This window comes from Undibacterium sp. Xuan67W (assembly GCF_049340165.1).
Taxonomy (GTDB): Bacteria; Pseudomonadota; Gammaproteobacteria; order Burkholderiales; family Burkholderiaceae_D; genus Undibacterium.
In genome coordinates this window covers 64517-87337 of sequence record NZ_JBMPPN010000020.1, presented here as the reverse complement: position 1 = coordinate 87337, position 22821 = coordinate 64517, and the positions used below count along the sequence as shown (strand labels likewise).

The 22821-nt window shown below is 46.4% G+C and carries 20 protein-coding genes; 3 read left to right on the top strand and 17 right to left on the bottom strand.

The features are described from left to right. A partial coding sequence (locus ACO0LE_RS16405) for a hypothetical protein (protein WP_422961411.1) occupies nucleotides 1–181 on the top strand: 181 nt, incomplete at its 5' end. Between the two features lie 222 nt (nucleotides 182–403). Here the strand turns inward: ACO0LE_RS16405 and ACO0LE_RS16400 are convergent. Beyond that, nucleotides 404–682, bottom strand: a complete 279-nt coding sequence (locus ACO0LE_RS16400; RefSeq protein ID WP_422961410.1) for a DUF6150 family protein — start codon at nucleotides 680–682, stop codon at nucleotides 404–406. An 85-nt stretch (nucleotides 683–767) separates the two neighbouring features. Here ACO0LE_RS16400 and ACO0LE_RS16395 point away from each other — a divergent pair, with 85 nt between their 5' ends. Beyond that, the gene (locus ACO0LE_RS16395) at nucleotides 768–1124 is read left to right on the top strand and encodes a hypothetical protein (RefSeq protein ID WP_422961409.1); all 357 of its coding nucleotides are present in this window, start codon (nucleotides 768–770) and stop codon (nucleotides 1122–1124) included. A gap of 179 nt (nucleotides 1125–1303) precedes the next feature. Here ACO0LE_RS16395 and ACO0LE_RS16390 read toward each other — a convergent pair whose 3' ends face one another. Further along, nucleotides 1304–2137 (bottom strand): hypothetical protein, encoded by an 834-nt coding sequence (locus ACO0LE_RS16390; RefSeq protein ID WP_422961408.1) that lies wholly within the window; start codon nucleotides 2135–2137, stop codon nucleotides 1304–1306. Nucleotides 2138–2350: 213 nt separating this feature from the next. Next, nucleotides 2351–3019 carry a hypothetical protein gene (locus tag ACO0LE_RS16385; RefSeq protein ID WP_422961407.1) on the bottom strand — a complete coding sequence of 223 codons (669 nt, stop codon included), beginning with the start codon at nucleotides 3017–3019 and terminating at the stop codon, nucleotides 2351–2353. 205 nt (nucleotides 3020–3224) lie between these two features. On the opposite strand from ACO0LE_RS16385, the gene ACO0LE_RS16380 reads away from it, so the two are divergent. After that, on the top strand, nucleotides 3225–3644 hold the full coding sequence (locus tag ACO0LE_RS16380) for a hypothetical protein (RefSeq protein ID WP_422961406.1): 420 nt from the start codon (nucleotides 3225–3227) through the stop codon (nucleotides 3642–3644). Between the two features lie 128 nt (nucleotides 3645–3772). Here ACO0LE_RS16380 and ACO0LE_RS16375 read toward each other — a convergent pair whose 3' ends face one another. The 14 genes from ACO0LE_RS16375 to ACO0LE_RS16310 form a co-directional block, all read right to left on the bottom strand. Next, the gene (locus ACO0LE_RS16375) at nucleotides 3773–4684 is read right to left on the bottom strand and encodes a hypothetical protein (protein WP_422961405.1); all 912 of its coding nucleotides are present in this window, start codon (nucleotides 4682–4684) and stop codon (nucleotides 3773–3775) included. A 117-nt stretch (nucleotides 4685–4801) separates the two neighbouring features. Further along, nucleotides 4802–5353, bottom strand: a complete 552-nt coding sequence (locus tag ACO0LE_RS16370) for a hypothetical protein (RefSeq protein WP_422961404.1) — start codon at nucleotides 5351–5353, stop codon at nucleotides 4802–4804. A 138-nt stretch (nucleotides 5354–5491) separates the two neighbouring features. Next, on the bottom strand, nucleotides 5492–6556 hold the full coding sequence (locus ACO0LE_RS16365) for a hypothetical protein (protein WP_422961403.1): 1065 nt from the start codon (nucleotides 6554–6556) through the stop codon (nucleotides 5492–5494). An 11-nt stretch (nucleotides 6557–6567) separates the two neighbouring features. Continuing rightward, on the bottom strand, nucleotides 6568–8676 hold the full coding sequence (locus tag ACO0LE_RS16360) for a GNAT family N-acetyltransferase (protein WP_422961402.1): 2109 nt from the start codon (nucleotides 8674–8676) through the stop codon (nucleotides 6568–6570). Nucleotides 8677–8733: 57 nt separating this feature from the next. Further along, nucleotides 8734–9756, bottom strand: a complete 1023-nt coding sequence (locus ACO0LE_RS16355; RefSeq protein WP_422961401.1) for a hypothetical protein — start codon at nucleotides 9754–9756, stop codon at nucleotides 8734–8736. Nucleotides 9757–9816: 60 nt separating this feature from the next. Then, on the bottom strand, nucleotides 9817–10965 hold the full coding sequence (gene tssA, locus ACO0LE_RS16350; RefSeq protein WP_422961399.1) for a type VI secretion system protein TssA: 1149 nt from the start codon (nucleotides 10963–10965) through the stop codon (nucleotides 9817–9819). Nucleotides 10966–10976: 11 nt separating this feature from the next. Then, on the bottom strand, nucleotides 10977–15059 hold the full coding sequence (locus ACO0LE_RS16345) for a type VI secretion protein IcmF/TssM N-terminal domain-containing protein (protein ID WP_422961398.1): 4083 nt from the start codon (nucleotides 15057–15059) through the stop codon (nucleotides 10977–10979). 209 nt (nucleotides 15060–15268) lie between these two features. Further along, the gene (locus ACO0LE_RS16340) at nucleotides 15269–16099 is read right to left on the bottom strand and encodes a DotU family type IV/VI secretion system protein (protein WP_422961397.1); all 831 of its coding nucleotides are present in this window, start codon (nucleotides 16097–16099) and stop codon (nucleotides 15269–15271) included. Then, complete coding sequence (gene tssK / locus ACO0LE_RS16335) at nucleotides 16092–17558, bottom strand: type VI secretion system baseplate subunit TssK (RefSeq protein WP_422961396.1); 1467 nt, start codon at nucleotides 17556–17558, stop codon at nucleotides 16092–16094. Before tssK ends, ACO0LE_RS16340 begins: the two co-directional genes overlap by 8 nt. Before the next feature lie 54 nt (nucleotides 17559–17612). Then, on the bottom strand, nucleotides 17613–18077 hold the full coding sequence (locus ACO0LE_RS16330; RefSeq protein WP_422961395.1) for a hypothetical protein: 465 nt from the start codon (nucleotides 18075–18077) through the stop codon (nucleotides 17613–17615). 2 nt (nucleotides 18078–18079) lie between these two features. After that, nucleotides 18080–18478 (bottom strand): DUF4150 domain-containing protein, encoded by a 399-nt coding sequence (locus ACO0LE_RS16325; protein ID WP_422961394.1) that lies wholly within the window; start codon nucleotides 18476–18478, stop codon nucleotides 18080–18082. Nucleotides 18479–18527: 49 nt separating this feature from the next. Further along, nucleotides 18528–19091: a DUF3540 domain-containing protein gene (locus ACO0LE_RS16320; RefSeq protein WP_422961393.1), complete on the bottom strand. Its 564-nt coding sequence runs from the start codon at nucleotides 19089–19091 to the stop codon at nucleotides 18528–18530. Further along, nucleotides 19088–20155, bottom strand: a complete 1068-nt coding sequence (locus ACO0LE_RS16315; protein WP_422961392.1) for a pentapeptide repeat-containing protein — start codon at nucleotides 20153–20155, stop codon at nucleotides 19088–19090. The genes ACO0LE_RS16320 and ACO0LE_RS16315 overlap by 4 nt, the downstream gene beginning before the upstream one ends. Then, on the bottom strand, nucleotides 20152–22818 hold the full coding sequence (locus tag ACO0LE_RS16310) for a DUF2169 domain-containing protein (RefSeq protein WP_422961391.1): 2667 nt from the start codon (nucleotides 22816–22818) through the stop codon (nucleotides 20152–20154). Before ACO0LE_RS16310 ends, ACO0LE_RS16315 begins: the two co-directional genes overlap by 4 nt. Between the last annotated feature and the right edge of the window lie 3 nt (nucleotides 22819–22821).

Below are 22821 nucleotides of genomic sequence, written 5' to 3'. Positions count from 1 at the left end.
CCTCGGCCTGCTTGAGGATGGCGATGATCTGACTGTCGGTGTAACGGGAAGGCTTCATGCAGAACTTTCAAAAATCATATTTAGAAAATTCTACTCATTTCAACGCTTGTTTGCAGGGGGGATTACCCAATCACTCAAAGTCGAGATTCTAGTCATAAGGAACTTGAGACCTTGCGCATAAGAATGGAAGAGCTCCAGGCATCCATAGTTTTTGTGAAATCGGAATCCGACGGACGGCAGCAGCAATTATCTGAAATACGTAGCAGTGAAAAGACGGCCGCTACAAAACCGACTCGAAAAAAATGGGAAATTTGACCTAGCTAGCGAGGCTGAGTTGAATGGCACTCCACAGTTACATCAAAACCCATAAAATCCTGAAGAGTCTTAAATTTTCTTAAAGTATTTAACCAAATCGGCCACGATATTGATTAGGGACTTGCCAACCCGCTTCACCATAGGTATCAACAAAGCAAATTTTAACTTGTGAAAATCCACGACTGCCGATGTAAATCCAAACTGTTGCATCTTGTTTGTCTCGTGTAATAAACCATCGAGCATCACCAACGGCTAATCCCCAACTACTGACTCGGTGCACCAATAAATCGGCATCTCCCCGCGAGGAAACCACAGCAACTCGGACATGTGCCTCACCCATCAAATGCGTTTGATAAATTCGTGCCAAGGTTTTCCTCCGCCATTTGTCCTAAGATGATATTGTCTTAAATCACTGTTATTAAGATACGTGGTACTTTTTGGGGGATTGTTTTATGCTTAAAATTCTACTCGGTCTGCGAAATAACGCTCACAAGGTTGAGGTAATACAGCCTAATGATGAAACGCGTCCCGTGATTGGCAAGCGAAGCCCCGAAGAAACAAACCGACGTTTGAATGCCGCCAAGCAATGGGATGTAAGGGTCGAGGCACCACGCCAGCCGAGCCTTTCCACAATCGATCAGCCCCTTGATCAACGCAGCCAAACTATTTTGTCGTATCAGGTCAGCGCGACCATGCGTCAGCAACTCAACGGCGGTCATGGCAAACTCGCCGATTCTCGACGCCATAATCAAAAGGGCTCAACTGAAGCACGGACACCCATACAAACTAAAACCGAAGAGACGGATTAATTGTTAGATATTTTTCCGGCTTTCAGATCGCATAATTTACAAATATTATTAATTTGCATTTTCCACAGCCCAAGAGAAATCGACAAATTTAGGCTAATAAAATTTACTAACCTATCCGATATTGCATCAGACTATTTTGATTTAGCCAGTCAATACAAATAAAAAATAATTTAATTACTTTAACTTTTTTTAATCGCCCTAAAAAAAGTAAGTGCGGTGTTTGTTCGCACATCAGCTTGACCAAATGCCATCGGCATGCGCGACTCATCCGGTAGCTTTGAAATTTTGTCGGCGGTGTCTGTGGGTCCAACTTCATGTAAGCCAGTACCGCTTTCTTTTTTTTTCGTTCTAAAAAATACATCGGACGTCACAGCTTTGACACGCACTTCGTCATCAGACGGTCTTTGGCGCTTCCGATAGTTTTCAGTGGCGCTCTTGCCAATTTCGCCTTTATGTGGATCCTGTTGCGTAAAAAGATCACGAACTTCAGTGATGGAGCCACCATGATACGGCGGTGGAATTTCACTCTTTTTTCTTGAATTTGGTGTCCACGACGGCTCGAACAGTGGTTGTAATAATTTTCGCCCTAGTTTCCTTTGTTCAGCCTCATCAGGCATTACCCTAGATCCATCGGTGGTATCAAAAAGGGCGCGGCGCGTTGATGTTGTTGGTATGTAGCCACCGCCGTGGGACATTGGCTCGCGTTCAGGGGATGGCATTGAAATACGAGCACGCGATTCCTTAGGTAAGTACTCAGCAGTATCCCACCAGTTCGATTTACTTTGCTCTCGACGTTCGTGAATATTAGTCGCCAAAATTTCTTTGTTTTCTTCCAGCTTCAAACTTCCGCCACTTTTGAACTGAGAATAACCATGCTTGAGGCCTTTTTTGAGATCATGACCAGGCAAAGTAGCATGTAAGTGAGCAGCGGCCATATGCATCGAAGTTTCGAGCGGGTGCAGCGGTGATGTTGGTGTTGCCTGCGAAGCGAAGGACGAGAATGACTCACGCATTGTGTCATGCGCAGTCGACTGACCTGAATAGCCACTAACTTCTTTTTTTCGATATTGATCTTGCGACAGCGCGCCTGTGTGCGGGCCGACGGCTGAGTGATTGCGAAGCGCAATCAGATCGGTGTCGACGGTGCGTAGTCCGGTGGATTCGGATCGTAGCTTCTTTGTTGGTGGCGCACTCATGTCTGGTTCTAAATTTGGTTGTCTTAAACGTCAATATGATTTGCGATTCGTATTAAAGACGGAACTGCTGCTTAAACTTGACGGGCTCTTCACACTATTGCTAGAACTGGAATGTCCGCCAGGACTCATTGGCGGTGGAGAACTAGTACTGGAACCTAGAGGTAGGTTAGGCGACAATGGCGTACCCGCGGTAGTGCTCAGCGTAGTACTTACGCGCCGTTGGTTTGAGCTCTCAATAGTTTCCCATGTGCCTGAGTTACGGCGACGTGCCGAGAACGTACTCGAACCTTCGTAAGTGTCGCGTCGAAAACTAAACGATCCGGGGCCGCCATCGCTGACAAATTTTTCATGGTGGGTATCGACGACCTGGTTCGCTTGCACCGGACCCCATACGGTGTGGCCTGGGTTGCCGGTGAATTGAAACGGCTCCTGATGACTTTGTTCATACCGGGTATTTTGCATCGATTCGCCAGTGTCGTAAGGATTTGGACTGGAAGGACGCGGGGTGTCGGACGCCACCCTTTTACTCGGCGCGTGCCCCCTGTTAATGGTGAGTGACAAATCTTCACCGTTACGATAGCCGTCTGAACGATCGCGCGTAACTACCCGATGGACGCCATTTCTCTTTTCTGCAATGTCGCGCATCGTCAGTGCTATTAGCGGTATGTTGGACGACTCCAGATCTGGAAATTTCTTCATCGACGACGAGATCTGCCTATTTATTTCGATGCGTGCGTGACTCGATGGATAGCCTCGGCCATCATTGCCGGGATCTAAAGGAAGGGCAAACAAAGGCGTGACGTTATTGCTCGAATGGTTATCAAGTGTTATTCCCCCCTGACTTTTGGAGGCACTTAGCAACTCATCATAAGCGCGTTTTTTATTTTCACTTACTCTGGCAGAAGTGCGGGAAGGTACCTGTGATGGAACGGTACTCTTTTTTACACGGCTCGAACTCAAACTTGGGCTGGTGCTGGAACTGGAAAGCAGGCTAGGACTTGCACTTAGACTCGGTGTTCGCAGTGTTGAAGGACTGGAAGAGCTCGGAGAGCCAGTTGGTAATGAAGGACTCAATGGATTGAATGCACTGAATGGACTCGGCAAAAAAACCGGCCTCGACGTTGTCGATATGGATGACTGGGAGCGGGGTGGCGGAGACATGAACTGGCTCATCGTACTTGGCAAACTAGGCGGCGACGACGAACTGGATGAACTCATCGGACTCGGCAAAGTCGTGGGCGGCACTGGCGAATGCGGCAGAAAAAACGCAGGCGAATCTAATAGTGGTGTTGACGAAAACGATGACCTCGGCGAGCTGGACTGACTCGAGGATAGCGAGCTGGTCCTTAGTCTTTTATTGGGCGCATTGTCGGACATGATGTGTTTGGTGGAGGTTGAAATTGCAGTCGGCAATACCGTCGTCTATGAATAGAGTAAATCGCAGTTGTCTGTTCATTTTCTAGGCTGCTTTGGTGCTGGCTTTGTGGCTGGCATTTGTGACTCTTTCAGCTTTGCAGCGATCTTTTCACTCATTGCCTGATTAACGACGATGATCAGCGAGGCGTTGTTGTCGCCGCCAATTTGCGCAAAGCCATGTGCTTGTTTTTGTAGAGTTTTGGTGTCGCTGCCGGGCAGTGTGCCGTGACCGTGTCCTGAACCTTTTCGCGACAATTGCGCGCCAATGCCGGAGAAGCCGTTGCGAAGACCATCTTTGTCGATTTTTCCTTTTGAAAAATCGCTCAAGACGTCCATCACCTTGTGTACCGGATGTGCCGGGCCATGCATGGTTTGCATGATGGTTTGCATCCGCTGCACGGCCGCTTCCTTACCCATGGTCTTAAAAGAATGGGCTTCCGATGCTGCAGCTTTCGACGCAGTCGCAGGGTGGTTTTTTTCTGCGCCCTCGGGCCGGCCTTTGGTTGCTGGCGGCGTCATTAATGATTGCGACAGTGCCTGCACTTTTTGGCCGTACTGCACGGTTTCTTTCAGGATGTTGCCGTCGCCCTGGTCAGGACCCGGCAATTCCTTCAGCTGTTCTGCGAAGTGCATGAGCTGCTCTTTGCCGGGTTGGTGTATAGCAGCTTCTGGCTTGCAAGATCCACCTGTGCCTGATTTCTCGGATGCAGCGGTATGCGGTAGCGCCGGGTTCAATTGTTTGCTGAGTGCAGACCCCAGTTTGATCGCTTGAAACAGTGAAGGGGATTGCTGTTTGTTTTTGGCAGCGCCGCTCATGTTGCTGGCAATGGGGCTCATGCTCACCATTTTTTGCAGACCCTGCGCCATGCTGACGGCACGATCAAACGTGGCCTGCGATGGCCCAAGCGTTGCTGTGGTTTTGGCAGGTGAGGGGGATTTGCTGAGCATTTTTATTTTGTTTGTTTTAGAAGCAGGTTATCTGTGTATCTATGTCTGGCAATTTGTCATACGCTCGCTAAATGACATTCTCATCATGGCAAATTGGTCACACGATGACGTGAAGTTTTAATAGCCGCTGTTACGGACCTTACGGCCGATACTGCGCGGGCTGAGTGGCGGATGACTTTCATTAGGTTCATTCACTGTAAAAGATAATTTTGGTATGGTAGTGTCTTCAAGCGTTTGGCCTCTGCGCGGTAATTTAGCGTTTTTTTTCTGGTGCACATCAGCTAGCGTCGCAGTAACATCGTGGACGTTGCCGGTCTCGCTGTCTACTGCAAAAAAGCGATCATGGGTAGGCGCAGACTGTCTGTCTTCATTTTGATGAAAACGCTGATGAATAACGAATTGACCGACCACGTCAAATACCCTTGAACTGGTCACATGTGCAGGCCGACCCGGTGGGTCGGATTTCTTTTTTCGTTCAGGCTCATGGGTTAAATGCGGATAACTACTTTCTTTTGGCTCGCCATTAACATCCCGCAATTCTGACAATACGCTGTTGAAAATTTCTCCGACGACCGGATCGCGATCTTCAAAGGCGATGGAGCTGGTTGAACGCCCGGAATTACCCGATGATCCCTGGCCTTTGCGTCCTTTATTGGGGAGTGAAGACATTTCTCTTTTCCTTAAAATGTAGCTTGAAATCGATCAAAATTTTCTATAAATACGCTGGCCTTGACGGTGGTGGCTGAGGGTGCAGCGAGAAGCATTCCGGATGTAAAGGTTGCACCAAATTTTCCGAAATAGATTTGATTACCATCCGCCGCCCCGATTTCCGCTTCGTCCGCCACTACCACCTCCGGGACCGGCACCGGCAGGTGGAGTGCTGCTGTGTGACGGCGGTGGGGTTGACGCGACCACACTGCCACGGCCGCTGCCGCCACTTGCAGAAGCCGATGCCAAACTTGGCGGCGTCATAGACGGCGGTGCTATTCGCGCCGGTGCAGATCCACCTCCCCCACCACTGGTAGACATGGCTGACAGGCTTGGAGTTACCGGTACTGGCGCGGGGCTGGATGCCGATGCTGAGGGAGAAGGGGAGGCCCAAGGGTGATCAGCCGTGCTACGACGTTGTGACCGCGGTGAAATTGGTTCTTTGAAATGGTCTGCGGTCGGCTTGCTTGCTCTTACGTTTTCTGCACGTACAAAGACGCCGCCACCCTGCGGCACCAGGAGTCCAGCTTTTCCAGAAACGGGTTTTGCAGCGCCAAATACGCCAGGCGATGTTTGCTCGAAACGGTGCAACCGAAGCTCCGGCGCTCCGCTTGCTCCGGTCACGGTCGCCACGTCCATCACGTGACTTGCACCAGTGGTATTGTTGACAGTTAAATGCGGATATTTGGGTTGGTGGCCGTCGGGATCTCGCGGACTAAATACGGTATTTGGGGTTCCGCTGGGAGCGGCGCTGGCATACATGGTCACAGCACCGACTTGCCTGGATATGATGGCCGGTGGCGCAGAGGCAGAGGCGGAGGCGGAGGCAGAACCAGATAGTGAAGGTGATGGCGGCGGTGATGCAGGCCGAGGTCCAGGCGTCGATCTGGTTGAGACGATTCTTGGACTGCTTGGTGGTGGTAATGATGGTGGCGGGGACGACGCAGAGGCGCTGGCCGGAGCCGGGACGTGAGAAACAAGCGCCGCCAATGGTGTTGAAGCGCTGGTGGATACAGGATGGCTGAGTGCTGCCAGTGTGGGTGCACTGCTGGCAGTGCGCGGTGGTGTGCTGGCCAGTGGCGGCGCAAATCCACCGCTACCGCCGCCGGAAGACGGTGCGGGCGTGCTTGCTTTGGCGGGAGTTCCCTTAGGCGGTGCCGACATATCTGAGGCCTTTAGCCTGAAAATTGTAAAGAACTATCGATCGCACGACAAAGTTCGCGCAATGCCAATTTGATCGTTGGCGCGTCCTCAGAGTGATTCACGCATCGATTCAAATGAAAAAATGCCAGTTTGTCATCCGGCTCTTTCGCCAGCACTGCCAGACTGTCAAAGCCTAATTTTTTCAATGCATGAATTGAGCGTATATTGTCGTCATAGGCGGAGGTAAAGATGTCGGTGACGCCATGCCTTGTCATCATGTCGAACAACAGTGGTGCTGCTTGTTGACCCAAGCCTTGATCTTGAAAATCGCTGCCAATCCAGAAATAGAAATAACCCGCTGCGCCAGCTACCTGTATGCTTACTACGCCGACCAGTCCCCAGTTCTCATGCATCACAGCGAAGCTGGCGCGACCCTCATCTTGTGCTTGTTCGACGACCCAGTCTTGCACCTGATCTATGGTCGTCAAATCCGGCAGGCGCGTCATGATGCCGATTTGTTCATCGCGGTATTGGTAAAGAAAGCTCGCTGCATGTTCTGCGCCTAAGGGTTCTAGTCGCAATTCACCTTCCTGGGAAACCTGTGGCAAGTACCATCGATTACTTTGCCAGCGAGTCAGGCGTGCATCAATTTGAGACAGAAAATGCAAACAGTGGCTGTGCTGTGGATCGAGGTATAAAGCGCGTTGTAAAAGTTGATGCGCGAGCATTACGCCGCCGCTGGCCGCTTCGCAATAGGCCAACAGGTAGAGCTCAGTCGCGTCCTCTCCATACCAATCCATACTGCGTTGAAAATAGTGTCTGGCTGCGCCGAAATCGCCCAGTTGTGTTGCACATAGGCCGGCCTGGTAATACAGACGGTCATTGATTGCATTCGGAAAATAATTTTCCATGGTGCGCACTAGCGCTTCTTGCCAGCTTCGGCGTAGACTAACTTCCATCATTTCAGGTCGGTCAATTAACCCTTGGATGATTGTTTTTAGCAGTTGCGGGTCGTAGTGAGATCGGCGTATCGCATGGAGAGTAAGTGCAGTGCCTGCTGGATTGCTTGAATCGAGCAAAGAGCTTGAATCACAACAAAAGTCATCAGGATTTGCTTCCGACAATTGATACGTAATGTACTCAAAAGTTTGGGCATGTGCAGCTCCGTTATCCCCAATGTCGCCATTTTTACTGGTAAGAAAAATAGCGCAACCGTCATCGCACAGTTGTTGATGCCAAGTGAGCGCACCACGCAGTTGCTGGTGCAATTGTAGGGCATGCGTGTTGACAGGAATGACGATTCCACCCTCGGCCATTTCGGCGGGTGGCCGAAGGGCACCCAAGCGAATAGCCTGTTCCGAGCAGACGCCAACATCGGCTGAGAGCAGGAAATACCGACCAGAAGAAATCCTGCTCAAGCCATCGAGTTGCGAGCAGGCTGTTTTTGGTAAAGTTACTGAGGCGCTGCTGCACCGAGCTAAATATATATCTAATAGAGATTTTGCGAATGCAGGTGCTGTGGCTTCCCGCCACTGATAGGTGAGGCGGCTGAATTCTTCGATCTGATTGTGATTCACAGTAACTCGACCTTTTATCACCGTGCCGTGATGTACACCGTAAAGTTCCGACGGCAAGGTTTGAAAGTGACCTAGGCCGATTACCACAATTGGGTTATCGGTCCGTAATAAAGAATGATTTTGATGCTGCAAGTGTAGTGAATCAAAAGACGGAGAAAGGAGTGCAGTGTCGAAGCTGCCATCGGTGATGGCATAGTGCAAATCGGGGTGTTGTGAGAACGGTTTGAGTGCTTCAATTCGAGTACTGCAAGCCAAATAACATGATTTCAATGTGCTACCTCTGAGCTTGTTGCTCAACGCATTGAGCAACAACCACACGAACCGCCCTTGACGTGGCTGTAAATCCAGCAGGTACAAAGGTTGATCATCTCGGATCACTGACGTGCTTATCCCACGTTTCCAATAAGTGACGATGGCATCTGCCCACGACATTGCCAGCGCTGGCGTGGTGACTTGTGCTGTTCTTTGGTCATCGATGAGTAGGGGGAGATCGGAAAAAGAAATGAATTCGTTTTCGTTTGTCGACCATGTATCAGACCGAGAAAGGGGAGTTTGCGCTGCCATCGTATTTTTCGTCAGTTAGAGGTTTGTTAAAATTATGTTGATTTCGTCATTTGTGACCTATTTTTTTGTCTCGTCATGTTTGAATTTTTTTTGAATTTGAACCGAATCTCTTTGCGCTGGATTATGTGTAGTAAGTTCATTAAAGGAACGATTACTCGATGATGTACGTGAATGAGAACTATCAAGTTCATACTTGTCATAATCCCGTTTCTTCTCACTCCTTCTGGGTGAAGAACGTGAATATTCATCACGTTTATCGATAGCTCTGTCACGAACTTTTTCAGAGTCTCTTCTTCGCCCCCAGTCGTCTTCGCTATCACGAAATGACCGACGAGAATCTGAGCGAATTTCTGGTTTTGAATATCTGCGTTCACTGTCTCTATCGTCGTATCGGGACGGTGAACGATCGCGATAAAATTCTTGATGTTCTCTTCTGCTCGATGACCAATTTCTATCGTCGCGAACTGATTTCCTTACCGGGGTCTCGTCACGAATCTCTTGTCGTTCACGCTCCGGCGTGTGTGGACGTTCTATTAGAACCCCGGGTGGTGTTCTATCGAACACTTTTATTCCACTTTTTTTTCCGAGCGGCCTAATTTCTTTAATTGATCTAGAAAAATACTCTGAAGTTCGCTCTAGCTTTGAATTGAATGTAGGAAAGCCATTTTCCTGTACCTGACTACGATCTTGACGAAGTTTTAGGGATACGATTCCCAGATCAATATCGCTGTACTTGTCGAATTTTTTCTCTGGATTAGTATATTTTTCTCCGGTAACAGAGCTGCCACGAACGATGATTTTGTCGTCACGATGCTCCTGCGCAACTGACCTTGTTACATCACGAAACTCTTTTTTATCTTTGAATCCTAGAGGAAAATCCCTTTTTGGCTCCGGTATCCACATTGGGATTTTTGGTTTTGGCTCTATTTTTATAGGTGAGGGGCTTCGGCTTTCATTTTCAGAAAAAAAAGAGAACGGTGTTAATTTTGGCGTCTCCTTTTTGGGGAGAGCTAAAGAAAAACTAATTCTATTTTGAACCGGTTGTATATTGTCTGATGTTGACTTTGGCGGAGATGACATTTTTTGACGAGCCGTTCTAAAATTTATTCACTATTTAGCAGACTATTAAATTCCAAATCATTAAACTTTTTGATCGCCAACATTTTCTGAATGCAACCCGAGCATTTCAAAAATATTTAATTGCCCGCCTAGGCGTAAAAATAGTTCTTGATACAAATCGACAGTATTTAATTGCCCCCATTCCGTTGCGCGCCTGACCAGATACGGCACCGGACTATGAGGCTCAAGTCGCATCAAAAATTCTGCTGTTTCTGCTAGTCGTGCATAAGCGTCGGCTCGGTCGCGTATAGCCTCACCAGCGTTGTCATCCCGACTTGCTCTCAATGCGATATTGCTTTGGGAGTTAGCATTTTGCGTGCTCAAGGACTGAATCTGTTGATCCTCTAGTTTTGGCAAAGTAGTAGATCGAACCCCGCGTTTGTGCAGCTCCGCTTCTACAAATGAAAGAATTTGCTGTAGCAGTCCGCACATACTATTCATGCTCGGAGCTTGATCGCCATACTGCTGGTCAAGCGTAGCTGTTAGCAGATCGATGGATAACACGGCACTGCTGAGTGTTTGTTGTAAAGCTAGGTAGATATCAACGCTGGTCATCGAGATGCCATGATTCAGCTCTTGCCATGTAACGCCTTCTAGCGTCGCTTTATCATGGTCTTTACTTGATTTAATTTGTTCATTGCGACGCACATGCTCCCAGTCAGACCAACAAAAACTTTGGTCGCTGTCGCCAACCAATGGGACTAGACGTAATGCAGGAAGCAGCTTTTCACTAATCCAATGAATGATATTTGCACGATACTCATAGTCCCCGTTTAGCACTTGCGGATAGAGTTGATCCTGATAGAGGTTGCAGAGCTTATCCATTAGCACCAGACAAGCGGCAATACCATCAAAGCCGTTGATTTTTATTTGCGCTTCCAACAACCATGCAACCAGTTGCATATCTTTACTCTGATGTTGCAACGCACCGCTGGCGAGTGTGCTGACGTTACCCCAGTTTGCACGTTTCAGATCGCGCTCCCACGCTCCCATTGGAACACTGGCATCGTCTTGACGACGTTCTTGTTCAATTGCGCTGTAAACGCCTGTACTACGCACCGATTTTCCCGCTGGTACTTGTGGATCAATCGGTGCGATCAAAGCATCGAATGACACACCAAGATGACGCTCAAAATATTCTGCTGCATTTTGTAGAAGTAGCGTTTTCATTATGCCTCCTGTTATTGCGGAGCCTGCCGAGGAAAAATGGCGGGAAGTTTGAGGTTGACCGGTACCTGGGTTTTAGGGTCTTTGCTGCTTAAATTAAGAGCAAGATAGAGTTTTGCAGTCGCATTGGTAGTCTTACTATTTGCACCAGGCGTACTCGCTACCGGAACAGCGAATTCCAACACTACACGGGAAGGATCTCGCGATGTAGTAGCGGCTCCTGAAGGCTGCCGATGGCGATCAATGAACCGGAATATGGCCCAATCGCCGCTAGCGGAAAAGGTGGCCGTTGCACCATCGATTTGTAAGTCGCTTTGGCCGCCGTTGCTACTAGGAGACCATTTCGATTGATTTGCCCAAACTAGATCAAACGTTAAAACCTGACCTTGGAGCCAGTCCAAGCTGGTGCCGTTATTGGGATAAGAAATTGTTTTTGCGCCTGAACTAAGACTCCAATTCACAATTTGATCGCTACCAGGTGACGCTGTAGCTTGCGCGTTGAAGTTCACATTCAGTTTTATCGGCAAATTACTGCTTTCCGTGGACGTGGGATTATTAGATGAACCACCGCCGTTATCATTGACGAGATTTCCGTGAAATAGTTTTGCCACGCTATTTAATTGTTGAATAAATTCAAGCTTCCCGGTCCAGCTGATTTTCTCCGCGTCAGTCAGAGTTTTTTTAGAGTCGGAAATTTTTGCTTCATAGTTCGAAATCAATTGCGAAATATCAGCACTTTTAGCTTCATAGTCAGAAAAAAAGGTTCGTACAACAATCGGTGAAGCTTCGATTTTTGTGTCTACATCACTAAAGGGATAGGTGTGTGACAGCTCCTCATTGAAGCGCTTTGCCCAACTATCGTATAAAGAATTGGCTTGTTTGTTTTTCTGACTTTTGCAGCTGTCATTCACTTGCAACTCGATATCTTGTCTGGAAAAAGAGAAGAGACCATTGCCGATTGCAGGAGAGTTGTAACTACCCAGAATTTCACTACAGGTTTTGCTACTTAATCTAGGTAGGACGGTCAAAAAGACGTTTTCGAGTAAAGTCACCTGCGCATTACTATCCTTAGTTGGAAGGTAGGCATTAATCTCATCAATGGTCCTGCTCCAGTACAGCTCACCTACACCTATATTGCATGCAGCATTGCTTGATAACGCAATCTTGTTCGATGGACAGGCGGGGTTTGCTATATTCCTCTGATTTTGTAGATAACTAAGGAAAGGCGTGGCATATGAGGCAAAAGTTTGGACTTGACTGAATTGCAGAGCTAGATAATCCTTAATATCCTGGCTACTTCCCATTGAGAAAAATAGCTCATCCTGACCAGTAGAATTATTCAGCGCTGGTCGATATAGCTGAGCTTTACTAGCTAAATTTTTAATGTGTAACAGATTCTTAGCTGCATAACTTTGCACACATTGGGGAAATGCGGCGACGTTATCGTTGAAGTTATATTGAGAATAGACTTGCTGCAATTTTTGAATTGATGGCGCAATCTTAGAAAACGCTGAACTAGCCAGATTTTGCTGCTGACTTTCAGGCGAAATCGCCGTCATTTCGGTAGAATTTTTTTGAGTGGTACTAGATACGATCTGCGCTTTTTGTACACTGTCATTTAAAACCTCTTGCAACTGATGTAATGCAATAAGTTCATACAAGGCTGCTTGGTTGGAAGAATTAATTTCGGTATCGTTTTTTGACAACAACCCTTGATTACGAACAAAATTTTGGTATTCCTGTGTGTAATTATTAGCGTTGTCGATTTGGCGTGGGAGCCATCCGGAGATAACACTTTGACAGACAAATTTTTCTGTTTCTTGAATTTGCATAAAGTTAAGCTCTCCTAGAGCAATTAAACCGTCTAACTCCTTAACAAGGTTCTGGTTGAGAGTGATCTTCTGATTCTCTTGCACAAATAGACGACCATAAGGACGCAGTTCCAAAGTGCTCAAGGCCTTCATCGCTATAGGATAATTTTTCTTAGCGTCAAACTGCTGACTTGCTTGGTTAAGTAAGTTTCCTGAATAGCCATATTGGACGGTAAGCACTTTTAATTTTTCAGCTAAGGCATTTTCAGTTTCTAAAATTGGGTTAGCGGAGCTGCTGGAAGATGTCCAAGACTCACGCATCCAATTTAACCATTGAGAAAATTCCTTCGCATTCGTCGAAAGTGGACGCTCAAAATCTTGCACTTTTTTCAAAGTGCTTCTACCCATGTCTGAGGGATTAGTCAGTTGCGGCTGTAGTTGTTTTGCGTGAAGAACGATCGCGTTACTGGCGGCATCCTTAACGTCTTTTTGTAAAGATAATTCTTGACTATATTTTCTCTTACCAAGAATGGCTAAGGCCTTTGGTAAGACACCGCTCTGTGATTTGATGTCTGCAGGGATTGACGCGCCATAGGCATACTCGCTTAAGGCTAAAAATTCTTTGAGCAAATCTTCTTGGTCTTGTGACGGTTTGGCTCCAATGAGGCGTTCAAAAAACTGACTGTTTTTTTCGTAGTCGGTCACTTCCTGAACATAGCCAAACAGCGTCGTTTTCGAACGGAAATAATTTAATTCACTTTGCGCTGTGTAAGCTTTCTTACCGCCGCTGACGAGTTGAGTGGCTTTTAAATTTAACTGGCAGGCAAGTCCAGGTAATATAAATTTTCTAAATCCGGTGTCGGCAGTTCTCGTTGCACTTTGTTCGCTAAGGCGGGGGTCGATATACGACAAGGGAAGGGATAAGTAATGTATCTCTGGATTAACCTTCGAGACTTGTCTAATCATCTCAAATACAACATCTTTGTTAATACAACCGGGATCATTTGTCGGCGTTTTTTGAGCTAGATCTAATGTTTTTATTGACTGTATCAAGCGATCAATTTGTGAATTCGCTTGAATGACAGAAAACCAGAGAGCCAATACCAAACTACTTAGGGCCACAACAATCGCGATTTGAAGTGAACGAATTATTTTATTGCGTGACCAAATTCCAACTCGAGTAGGGCGACCGAGTAAAGGTTCTGCGAGTACTTTTTTCAGCAGTAAGTCGTTCACGAACGATACGTCTGAGCGTGGTTGCCGCGTGTCGTTAGATGTGGCCGTAGATGCTGCAATACTGCCGGTGAAATAGATACCCCTGCAAAACGAGGTATTTTTCCACGCAGATCGTTGAAAAACGACGGCTATCCATTGCTGAAATGGCTGATGTAACTGGTTAAAGTGTCGAGGGAACGTGAAAAACTCGTCTAGATCCTGGGACATCGTTTCCACAACATGTGCGGCAGTATCAACTTGCAACGCTTTGAGCTGTTGAGAAATGTAATCAAATGCTGTGTCAGCCCATTTTTCTGGGAGCTCGTCTGTGAACTGGGTTGGGGCTGACCATCCCACCATTTCATTACAACGATACTCTGGTTGCGAACGCCAAAATTCCGCGAATCCCTCTACAGCATCCGTAGCAGTAACGACTACGTAGACAGGCAAAGAAAATTCAAAACGCTCGCCGATCATACGTAGTTGTTGGCGGGTATTTTCTGCAATATTGAGCCGTTGTTCTGCATCTGAAAAAAGTAAAGATTTAGCAGAAATAACCACCAATATTCCGTCAAGAGCACGTTCAGGCCTCAGTTCATCGAGTTGATCAAGTACACGCTTCCATTCGTCGTTATTGTTATTTTTTGTATCTTCTGCGGCGGCAACCGGCAGTTTTCCAATAGGATCAATTAAAAAACCCTCTCCAAAGAAATACCAAGTTGTCCCTTTTATGGCAAGTTCTAGTTGATGCCCCTGGGCCATTTGTCGAAATTGAGTGGACACAGAATCAAGCAAACTGGTCTTTCCAGATGCTTCTTGGCCTAAAACCAATATCCACGGACTGCTATATCGCCATTCTTTTTTTGTGCTAATAAAATCAATCACGGCGAGAAAACGCGCAAGCAAACCTGGCGCAGGTACATCTTGTGGTTCATCCTTTAATTCTGCAGGATCGCACCCGCAAGGCAAGGCTGGTGGCGAGGATACTTTACGCGTACGCCAGATCAGCAGCGCAGACAACACACCGACACTAGCTGCTAAAGCTATGAAAATTGGGAACAACGAGGACACACCTAACTCCCTTATTTAACTTTTATCTTTGCTGATTAGTTGCTGTACCAAACATATTGATTCATTTGATACTCAAAGTCGGTACTATCGTGTTCACATCAGCTACAGCGACTATGCTAATCAGCCATGCAGAAAGCTTTTCACATTACCGCTCTTACCGAATTAACTTTCCGCTATGTTTGTCTCTTATAATTTTTTATATCGGGTAATTACCCCTTGATATAAGTTTCAAAAGGTAAAACTAACCACATCCAAATAAGGCATGACGACACCAAATAAATCATAAGAGCAAGAAGTCCAAAGTTCCTCCAAGGAGAGACAGCATCCAATCTATGACCTCTTTCCGACCTATCTCCCGCAAGCCGATAGCAATAGGCTTGAGAAAACGCGGGCTCTTTCACCGGGCTTGTATTACCACCATTGCTTGCCAAAAAAAGGGATTTTCTTTTGGTAAATTGGAATAACTTATTACGTAACTCAGCTAACTTCTCTTCACCCTGTTCTCCACGATATTTCCCGCGAAACCCCAGCTTTAAGGTCAACAAAAAAACACCTGCAAGATCAACATGCATCGCATCTTGGTTTTTGGTTTGTAATAATTTTTCTGCTAGAGAAAAAAACTTCTCACCGGCAATGTTGCTGCAAAAGAGTTTTTGTTCAATTAATACATAGGGCCAAGCGCTGCGACCAGGCCAAACACTGTGGTCTTCTAGCTCTAAAATAAATATTTCGTCTGCCAGTGCTGCCATCAGGTAACGTGTAATCTTGTAGATATTGAGTTCGTATAGCGTTGCAAAGCGACTTACTTCTCGCTCTTGTTGAGCGATGATGTCGAGTAAGCGAAGACTGACGTAACTTGCAAATTCAATAGGTTTGCTTGGAGCTGGATCACCGTTAGATGACAAGTAACTAGCTAGTGTTTTCGTCTCCATCGCGCGCTTCATATTGCTGATTTCTTGATAAAAATCAGCGCAACAATCCAATAAGCGAAATTCATTTCGTACATTGGGACACGGAGCAATGGCAAAAGAATCAGGCATATTGAACAGCACCAATAGAATGTGATGTACCTTTGCCTGAATCACTACCTAAACCTGAAGTTTTATTGTGATAAAGAATAATCGCTTCTGGTAAATCGTTATTTATTTGCCCTTGTATTAAGAGAGATTGTTCCGCAGAAAAACTTGGGGAACGAGCCTTTTTATTAGGATCATTTTCTTGATTTTTAATCAGAAACAAAGAGGACTCTGGGGGTCTTTTATATCTGCTTATTTCCGCAGGACTTAATGCTCTGACGTTCGCCCCTTGTAAACGGCCAATTAACAGTTGTGGCATGTTGGCCTCACTGGCAATTTTTGCTTGCGTAATCCAATTCAACATCTGGGTCTTGGTTTGTCCAGATTTTGGTATGAGTTCAATGATGAGGTTGTCATCCATATTGGGCAACAACCGTCGTGCGAAACAAGCGTAGGGCAAATCCGGATCCGTTCTACCAATTCGAGCAAATCTTAATAATTCATAGGTAGTTTCGACTAACTTGAGTTTTGAAGTTATATAAGCGATAGCAATCTGAAATTGCGGAAAACAATCTTCATGGTTGTACGGCTCCATTTTGAGCGGTAACGGATTTGCTCCAAAACTAGCAACCTGGCCAACGATTTGTGCAATCGACTGATAGACAAGACTTGGATGGCATCGGTGATGTAAATTAACCGAAAATTGTGGCAAACAACTAGCCAGGTTGCGAGCAGACACTAAATGCCGCAGGCTTTCTTGGCTAAGGCTATATTCCTGATCTGGTAGAGCATCATCAGAGTTTCCCGCTAGCTGTTTTGTTTTACTCCAAAGTAGGTCGTGGAGTTGCCGGAGTTGTTCAGCGAGGCTATTAGCTCTCTGGAAATCAGAGGCCTCCAAGTGCAACATCGGAGGATGGTATCTACTGATTGCCAGGACATTATTTTCTCCTCGCTCCAGCTTTAGTAACGGCACAGCGCACTCAATTGAGGGAGATGTACCCCCAAAATAAAGTTCAAAGCGGGTTTGTAGGCGTTCAACGGGAAGTTGCCCTTCGCCAGTATTTTCATCAGCGACGGAGATATTACCTATCGAGTCGTAACGACGCTCGATATGTCCTTGGACAGCAGCATAAGCGTGGCGTTCCCGAACGCGAAGCCAGACACAAAGAGGCGGACCGCCCTGGACGCAATCTTCACTTTTTATTTCTTTTTCTAAATTGCCAATTGGATTACGAGGAAAATTTCCGGGGAATTCAATGGCCAAACCATCTGGCAATATACATTCAAGCTCGCTGATGCTAATGATGTTGTTGGTTAAACTGTAGCTGAGTTTAAGCACCCCCCAGTAATGGGGTGATTGAGCTTGTATCGCATGACGAAGATGCTGATGCCAATATATGTCATTTTGCTGAAAATGCTGTGGAGACAGCAGCATTCCTTCGGACCATTGGACTGCGTCTGGCAAGTGTGTTGTCGGTATCATGATCGATTATTCTCGTCGTAGATTTCTTAAACGGGTTTGTGATTTCAAGATGTTTTAGCTACCTTTGTACAATACGTTGGTAGGCGTAAGTACAATTTGAACAGTTACATAAGGCGTTAAGTTCCCAAATGATTGGCCATCTACGCTGAGATAGTTTGCAAAACTGTAGACAGCAATTGCCTTGCCATGGCGTGTCGGTAAAACTACATCCATCAAAGTGATGGGTGGCACTTGTAAGGAAACGACATCGACACTGTTGGCCAATCCATTGATGATTGCGTTTTTTTTCTCAAACCATTCAGGCCCAGTTTTAGGTAGCAGCAATAACGCGTTGCTGTCATAAATGAAGACAAGATCTATTGCAGTTGCTGTGTTTTGATTCGAATTAATCATCGCTGAGATTTGGACATTTTTTATTTTCGTCAACGGTGGGCTAGTACTGCACGATAAAAGAAAATACAAACCAGCCATCGTTAAAACGACTTTTATACAGAACAAAAAATAGCGAAATATGGGCATGATCAGCTTAATAAAATAACGCGAAATTGGGCTGGCAAAATAGACATTCCAATAGTGTTAAAAGGCATACCATTCATACCAACCAATGAAGTCATTCTCGTGGCAAAAATACCATTTGCCAGTACTTTGAAACTTCCCAGAATATAGCGATCCGGCCCCATAAAAATCTGTGAAATAATGCCTCCCAATACTCCAGGTTGGTCGCCCAGGCTAATGGTGCCTGCGGTCAATAAATTTTCTGCAAATCCGATTCCGAACATCAGGTTGAATACGGACGGGATGTGCATAAACGAGAAGGTAATGTTCGGATAGGGGAGGGGAACCGGCACCAACAAGGGCGTCTTACAAACGTCCGGTATCGTGAACATCGACATTGCTGACAGGCTATTGGTAGCAAACATGATTAATCTCTTGTATTGGTATTAATGAACGGTCATTCTCGATTGCCTGTTAACCCATGCTAATACGCTCGCCGTCTACCTTCACATCCTTTTCGGCGGTGATCAGTGTTTGTTGCCCGTGCAGACGCAAGAGCTGCTTAACTTCAAGTAAATATTGATCGGCTTTACCAATGTAATTACGTACGTTCTGTACCATGCTGTCGTTAACAGTCGTAAACAGATTGCGAGCATTCATATGCATGACACCAACAGCAGCGCTGATCTCTACGTCATGCAGTGCTTGAAGTGCGATCTTATCCGTAGCGGAAACGCTGATTTCCTGTTGTCTTAGAGCGAGCTTTCGAATACCAGGTGCGCTCATTTGTGCCTGTTCCAAATTGAGTCGTTGCAAGATATGAAGGATGTAAGGGGTTTCATCCTGACAAACGGCGGAGAGCACACGATCACCGACGTCCGGCGTGATCAGGCAACTTATCGCTTGTCGTGCGACCCTACCATCGTTGAGCAGATAACAATGATTTTCCAGAACAACGACCACTTGTGCCTCACACAAAGTGAGTGGAGAAGGCGCTGGAGGAGGAAGTTGGTTCGTTTTTTCTGCGAAATGCATCATGTTATCTCCAAGGTGAATGTTCTAGTTTCAGCGGCTAGACGATCTGGGTCAGTGCCAACCATGCGATAGCGACTGGCACTAATAAACGACGTACGAATAAATTTTGCTTGGTGAAATTGACTATAGTCGAGCTTAGCGTTTGAAAAATCGACGGATTCTCCTTGCGCATAATCAAAACGGCTATAGCGCATGTCTGCCCCATTAAATGACACCGCGCACGTGGTACTTTTATTCCATATGCTCATTTGTAGGTTGGCGCGATCAAAGTGACAGCATGCTATCTTGGCCTTTTGGAAAATTGCGCCCTCGAGGTTAGCGTCAGAAAAATTGACATGATCCAATTTTGCATCCAAAAATAAACTGTTGGGCGCGTTAACCCCGCTCATGCATGTACGATGCAATTTAGCTTGGTGGCAGTTTGATTCGCGCAAGTCAGCTTGGCTGAGGTCGGCGTCACTAAAGTCAGCTTGTTGCATCGTGCATCGATGGAGCTGAATACCTGCTATGCGCTGATTTTGGAAATTTGCTTCGATCAAAATTGCACCAGTTGCCGTCAGATCCTTTAAATTTGCTAAGCGAAAGTCAGCAGGACGGATCGTACTTTGGTCGAGTTTGGCTTTGGTTAGATTAACATTGTCGAGTCTGTTACCTAGGAGTGCCATACGTTCAAACCACACACTACATAACTGTGCTCTATCAAGGATGCAATTAATAATGGCACCCGTCTGGAGATGACTATTGGTCCAATCACTATCGCTCAAGTCACACTCACTCCAACAACAATGTTCAATTTGCCGGGCGCTCAGTTGTGCTTGTTTCAAATTACATTTAGTAAAGCAAGTATGGTTCAAGCGCGCGTTATTGAAGTCAGCATCACTTAGATCACAATCAATAAAGCTGACACGAGACAGATCACAAAATGTGAAACAAGCCCCCACCAGTTTGACTTGATTGAATACTGCGTTAGCAAGTGAATATTTTCTAGCGTCTAGACCAGTCAAATCTTGTTCATGAATAGGTCGCCCTATCTTGATTAGTTTTTCTATCGCATCCATTTGGTTCATGCTTGCCTCCGTACTCGTTCGGTTTTTCCGTCAGTTCCGATAGAATCAGTGAGCTCGCATTGTGAGAAACTCGTATTGCTGAGGTTGGCGCCACAAAAGTCCGTCTTACGACATAGCGCTTGGAAAAAATCTGCCCTCTGTATGCTGGCGCAACGCAGATTTGTTTGTAGAAAAAGTGAATACGAAAAAATTCCATCATCCATTTTAGCCGCGTGCATATCGCACTGACCAAAGTCACACCGAAGAAATTGAGCTCCGCGCAGGTCGGCTTGAGAAAAAATTGCACTATGTAGTCCGCACTCTTTGGCTTGGACTCCTTGCAATATAGCGTTGGTCCAATTCGTTTTATTGCCAGTGGCTTGTAGTTTGTCCCAACGCGAATTATTCCAAAGACTCGCTTGCATCTGTGCTTCGATAAGGACGGTCTTATTGAGGTAGGCAGAACTGAAATCAGCACGCTTAAGGCTGGCACGCAACATTACCGTCTGGTTCAATGTGGCGCGAAGCCATTGGCTATCATCGGCATTCGCCTCCAAGAGGAGCGCTTGGTTTGCACTGGCGTCGTTCAATACCGAGCCAGATAAATCAAGTTTAACGGCAAGTAATTTGTCAAGATTTGCGGCTTGCAGATTGGCTTTGGGCCAACTTGCTGACAGTGCTTGAGCGCGGCTTAGGTCGGTGTTTTGAAAGCGAATAGAGAGTCCACGGCTTCCAGAAAGGTTGGCATCGGCTAAATTGGCGTGAGAAAAATCTGCACTATCTAATGTGGCCCCAGTAAGGACGGCTCCCTGCAAATTTGCCCCGACAAATTTCGCATCCCTTAAATCTGCTTCTTCCAACATAATTTGGCGCAAATCAGCACCAGAAAAGTCGATACCAACTAGGTTCGCTCCAGCGAGGTCCCGACCAGCTAAACAAATTCCTTCCTGCTTCCATTGACGTATTTGAACGCCGAGTTTTAGACTTACCTCTGGTAGCAGGGGGAGGTCTGGGCAAGTTACAGTGGGCGATGCGCGTCGCACTTCACGGCGCTGTGCCGACATTTTTTTTACAGCCGCCATTGCTTCCGCATACGTAGCTGAATCGTCAAACGCACCTTTCGTTCGGGCCGCATCTAATGCACTGGATAATGTTGCTGTTTGCGGATCAAAGCCAGTTTCGTCCGGTACAAGTAGGTCATAAGCTGGTAGCGCGCCTCTTTCGATTGCGGCAGCGATTAATTCATTCGTTGAGACAGCTGACCTGGTGACTAATTCTATTTGCGCTACTTTTTGCAAAGCGGCTTGACCTTGTTGTTCGGCACTGACACAAATTTCGTTTGCATGCTCTAAGGTTTTCGCTAAATCGAAATCGCCCTCAGTGACTAATTCAGTAGTGACCAGTCCAAATTCTTGAGGCGTCGCGCGGGGCACGACGTATCCAGGCGGCGGCGCGCTACCTTGGTCAAGCCAGAATTGAGCATCTGCCAAATCGAGCTGTTCTTGTCGTTTCGCAAGGTCTACATTTTCTGCCTGTTTTTGTGACTCACACCTACGGACTTTTTCTTCTGGCGAATAATCTGCTGCCAATTGTGATTCATTAAAAACATGTAATGCTGCGGTAGCCGGATCAAGCCTAAGCGCCATTACCATTTGGTAATGGGCGAGAGATTTTGGGGTGTCGCTATGTTCATACGCGACCATCAATGAAGTCACATCAAGTGCGTCACTATCTTGAACTTCAACTTGCCCGTGATAGACAACGATGCCTAATTCGTATTCTGGTAAAAACCAAACGGTATCCATTTGCATGGCTACCTCACTAACCGTCTGTCCGAATTGTCCAATTTTTTGGATAAAGGCACGCGCTTGGAATTGCGGAAGTTTACCCTCGATCTGTGTTTTTTTAGGATGAAGGTGATGCAGGCAATAGTTTTCGCCACCTTGAAAAAAGCCCTTAGCCCGTTGATCGGGAGGAGCAAGGTTAAATACGCTCCAATCTATGTCTCTAGCCAAACCCGGCGCATCATGATCAAGCCATGCTTGGTTATATGTACCCAATTTTTTGTTGCGTGGTGCCCATGTAATATTTTGTGGACCAAGTCCCGCCGGAGTCCTTTGCTGCCATGGTGAATAGTCTGGTTCATTGATATGGGAAATATTCGGCATTGCGCCGCTTTTACGTTTGAAAAGTGCGCTTAACCGTCCACCGGCATAACCACGACCTAACGGATTCTCAGGATGACCAGAACCTCCAAACGCGTGCTCGTAATCGAGTGGCATAGCACTAAACGGTGTGGCCCTAGAACTATGCGTAGTGGAAAAGATGCTGCTGCTCCAATTACGATTTCCTGTTATTCGGAGACATTTATTGATACTGGGCGTTCCAGAAACGTCTGTCATACATAATTGCACTAACAATTCTGTGCAAGGTTGACCGCCGGGGGTATATGCATTGCCTAGCACAATCACTTCCGCATGTTGCTTCGGCATCACTTCATCGAGCGGTTGCCCCTTTGGAAGGCTCGAAGTGACAAACGGCCATTGCAGACTCTCGCTGAGGAAACGTTCATTTACAGCGCCAAGTCTGAAAAACCCTAGGGCAGAGACAACAAAAAAATTACGTCCTCCCATTTGGTAGGGTTTATGTAAAACACCGAGAGTAAGTGGCTTAATGATTTTCATCGT

Coding starts and splice junctions, on each gene's coding strand:
- ACO0LE_RS16395 (WP_422961409.1), top strand. CDS start 768: ATGCTTAAAATTCTACTCGGTCTGCGAAATAACGCTCACAAGGTTGAG.
- ACO0LE_RS16390 (WP_422961408.1), bottom strand. CDS start 2,137: ATGCGTGAGTCATTCTCGTCCTTCGCTTCGCAGGCAACACCAACATCA.
- ACO0LE_RS16385 (WP_422961407.1), bottom strand. CDS start 3,019: ATGAAGAAATTTCCAGATCTGGAGTCGTCCAACATACCGCTAATAGCA.
- ACO0LE_RS16375 (WP_422961405.1), bottom strand. CDS start 4,684: ATGCTCAGCAAATCCCCCTCACCTGCCAAAACCACAGCAACGCTTGGG.
- ACO0LE_RS16370 (WP_422961404.1), bottom strand. CDS start 5,353: ATGTCTTCACTCCCCAATAAAGGACGCAAAGGCCAGGGATCATCGGGT.
- ACO0LE_RS16365 (WP_422961403.1), bottom strand. CDS start 6,556: ATGTCGGCACCGCCTAAGGGAACTCCCGCCAAAGCAAGCACGCCCGCA.
- ACO0LE_RS16360 (WP_422961402.1), bottom strand. CDS start 8,676: ATGGCAGCGCAAACTCCCCTTTCTCGGTCTGATACATGGTCGACAAAC.
- ACO0LE_RS16355 (WP_422961401.1), bottom strand. CDS start 9,756: ATGTCATCTCCGCCAAAGTCAACATCAGACAATATACAACCGGTTCAA.
- tssA (WP_422961399.1), bottom strand. CDS start 10,965: ATGAAAACGCTACTTCTACAAAATGCAGCAGAATATTTTGAGCGTCAT.
- ACO0LE_RS16340 (WP_422961397.1), bottom strand. CDS start 16,099: ATGCCTGATTCTTTTGCCATTGCTCCGTGTCCCAATGTACGAAATGAA.
- tssK (WP_422961396.1), bottom strand. CDS start 17,558: ATGATACCGACAACACACTTGCCAGACGCAGTCCAATGGTCCGAAGGA.
- ACO0LE_RS16330 (WP_422961395.1), bottom strand. CDS start 18,077: ATGCCCATATTTCGCTATTTTTTGTTCTGTATAAAAGTCGTTTTAACG.
- ACO0LE_RS16325 (WP_422961394.1), bottom strand. CDS start 18,478: ATGTTTGCTACCAATAGCCTGTCAGCAATGTCGATGTTCACGATACCG.
- ACO0LE_RS16320 (WP_422961393.1), bottom strand. CDS start 19,091: ATGATGCATTTCGCAGAAAAAACGAACCAACTTCCTCCTCCAGCGCCT.
- ACO0LE_RS16315 (WP_422961392.1), bottom strand. CDS start 20,155: ATGAACCAAATGGATGCGATAGAAAAACTAATCAAGATAGGGCGACCT.
- ACO0LE_RS16310 (WP_422961391.1), bottom strand. CDS start 22,818: ATGAAAATCATTAAGCCACTTACTCTCGGTGTTTTACATAAACCCTAC.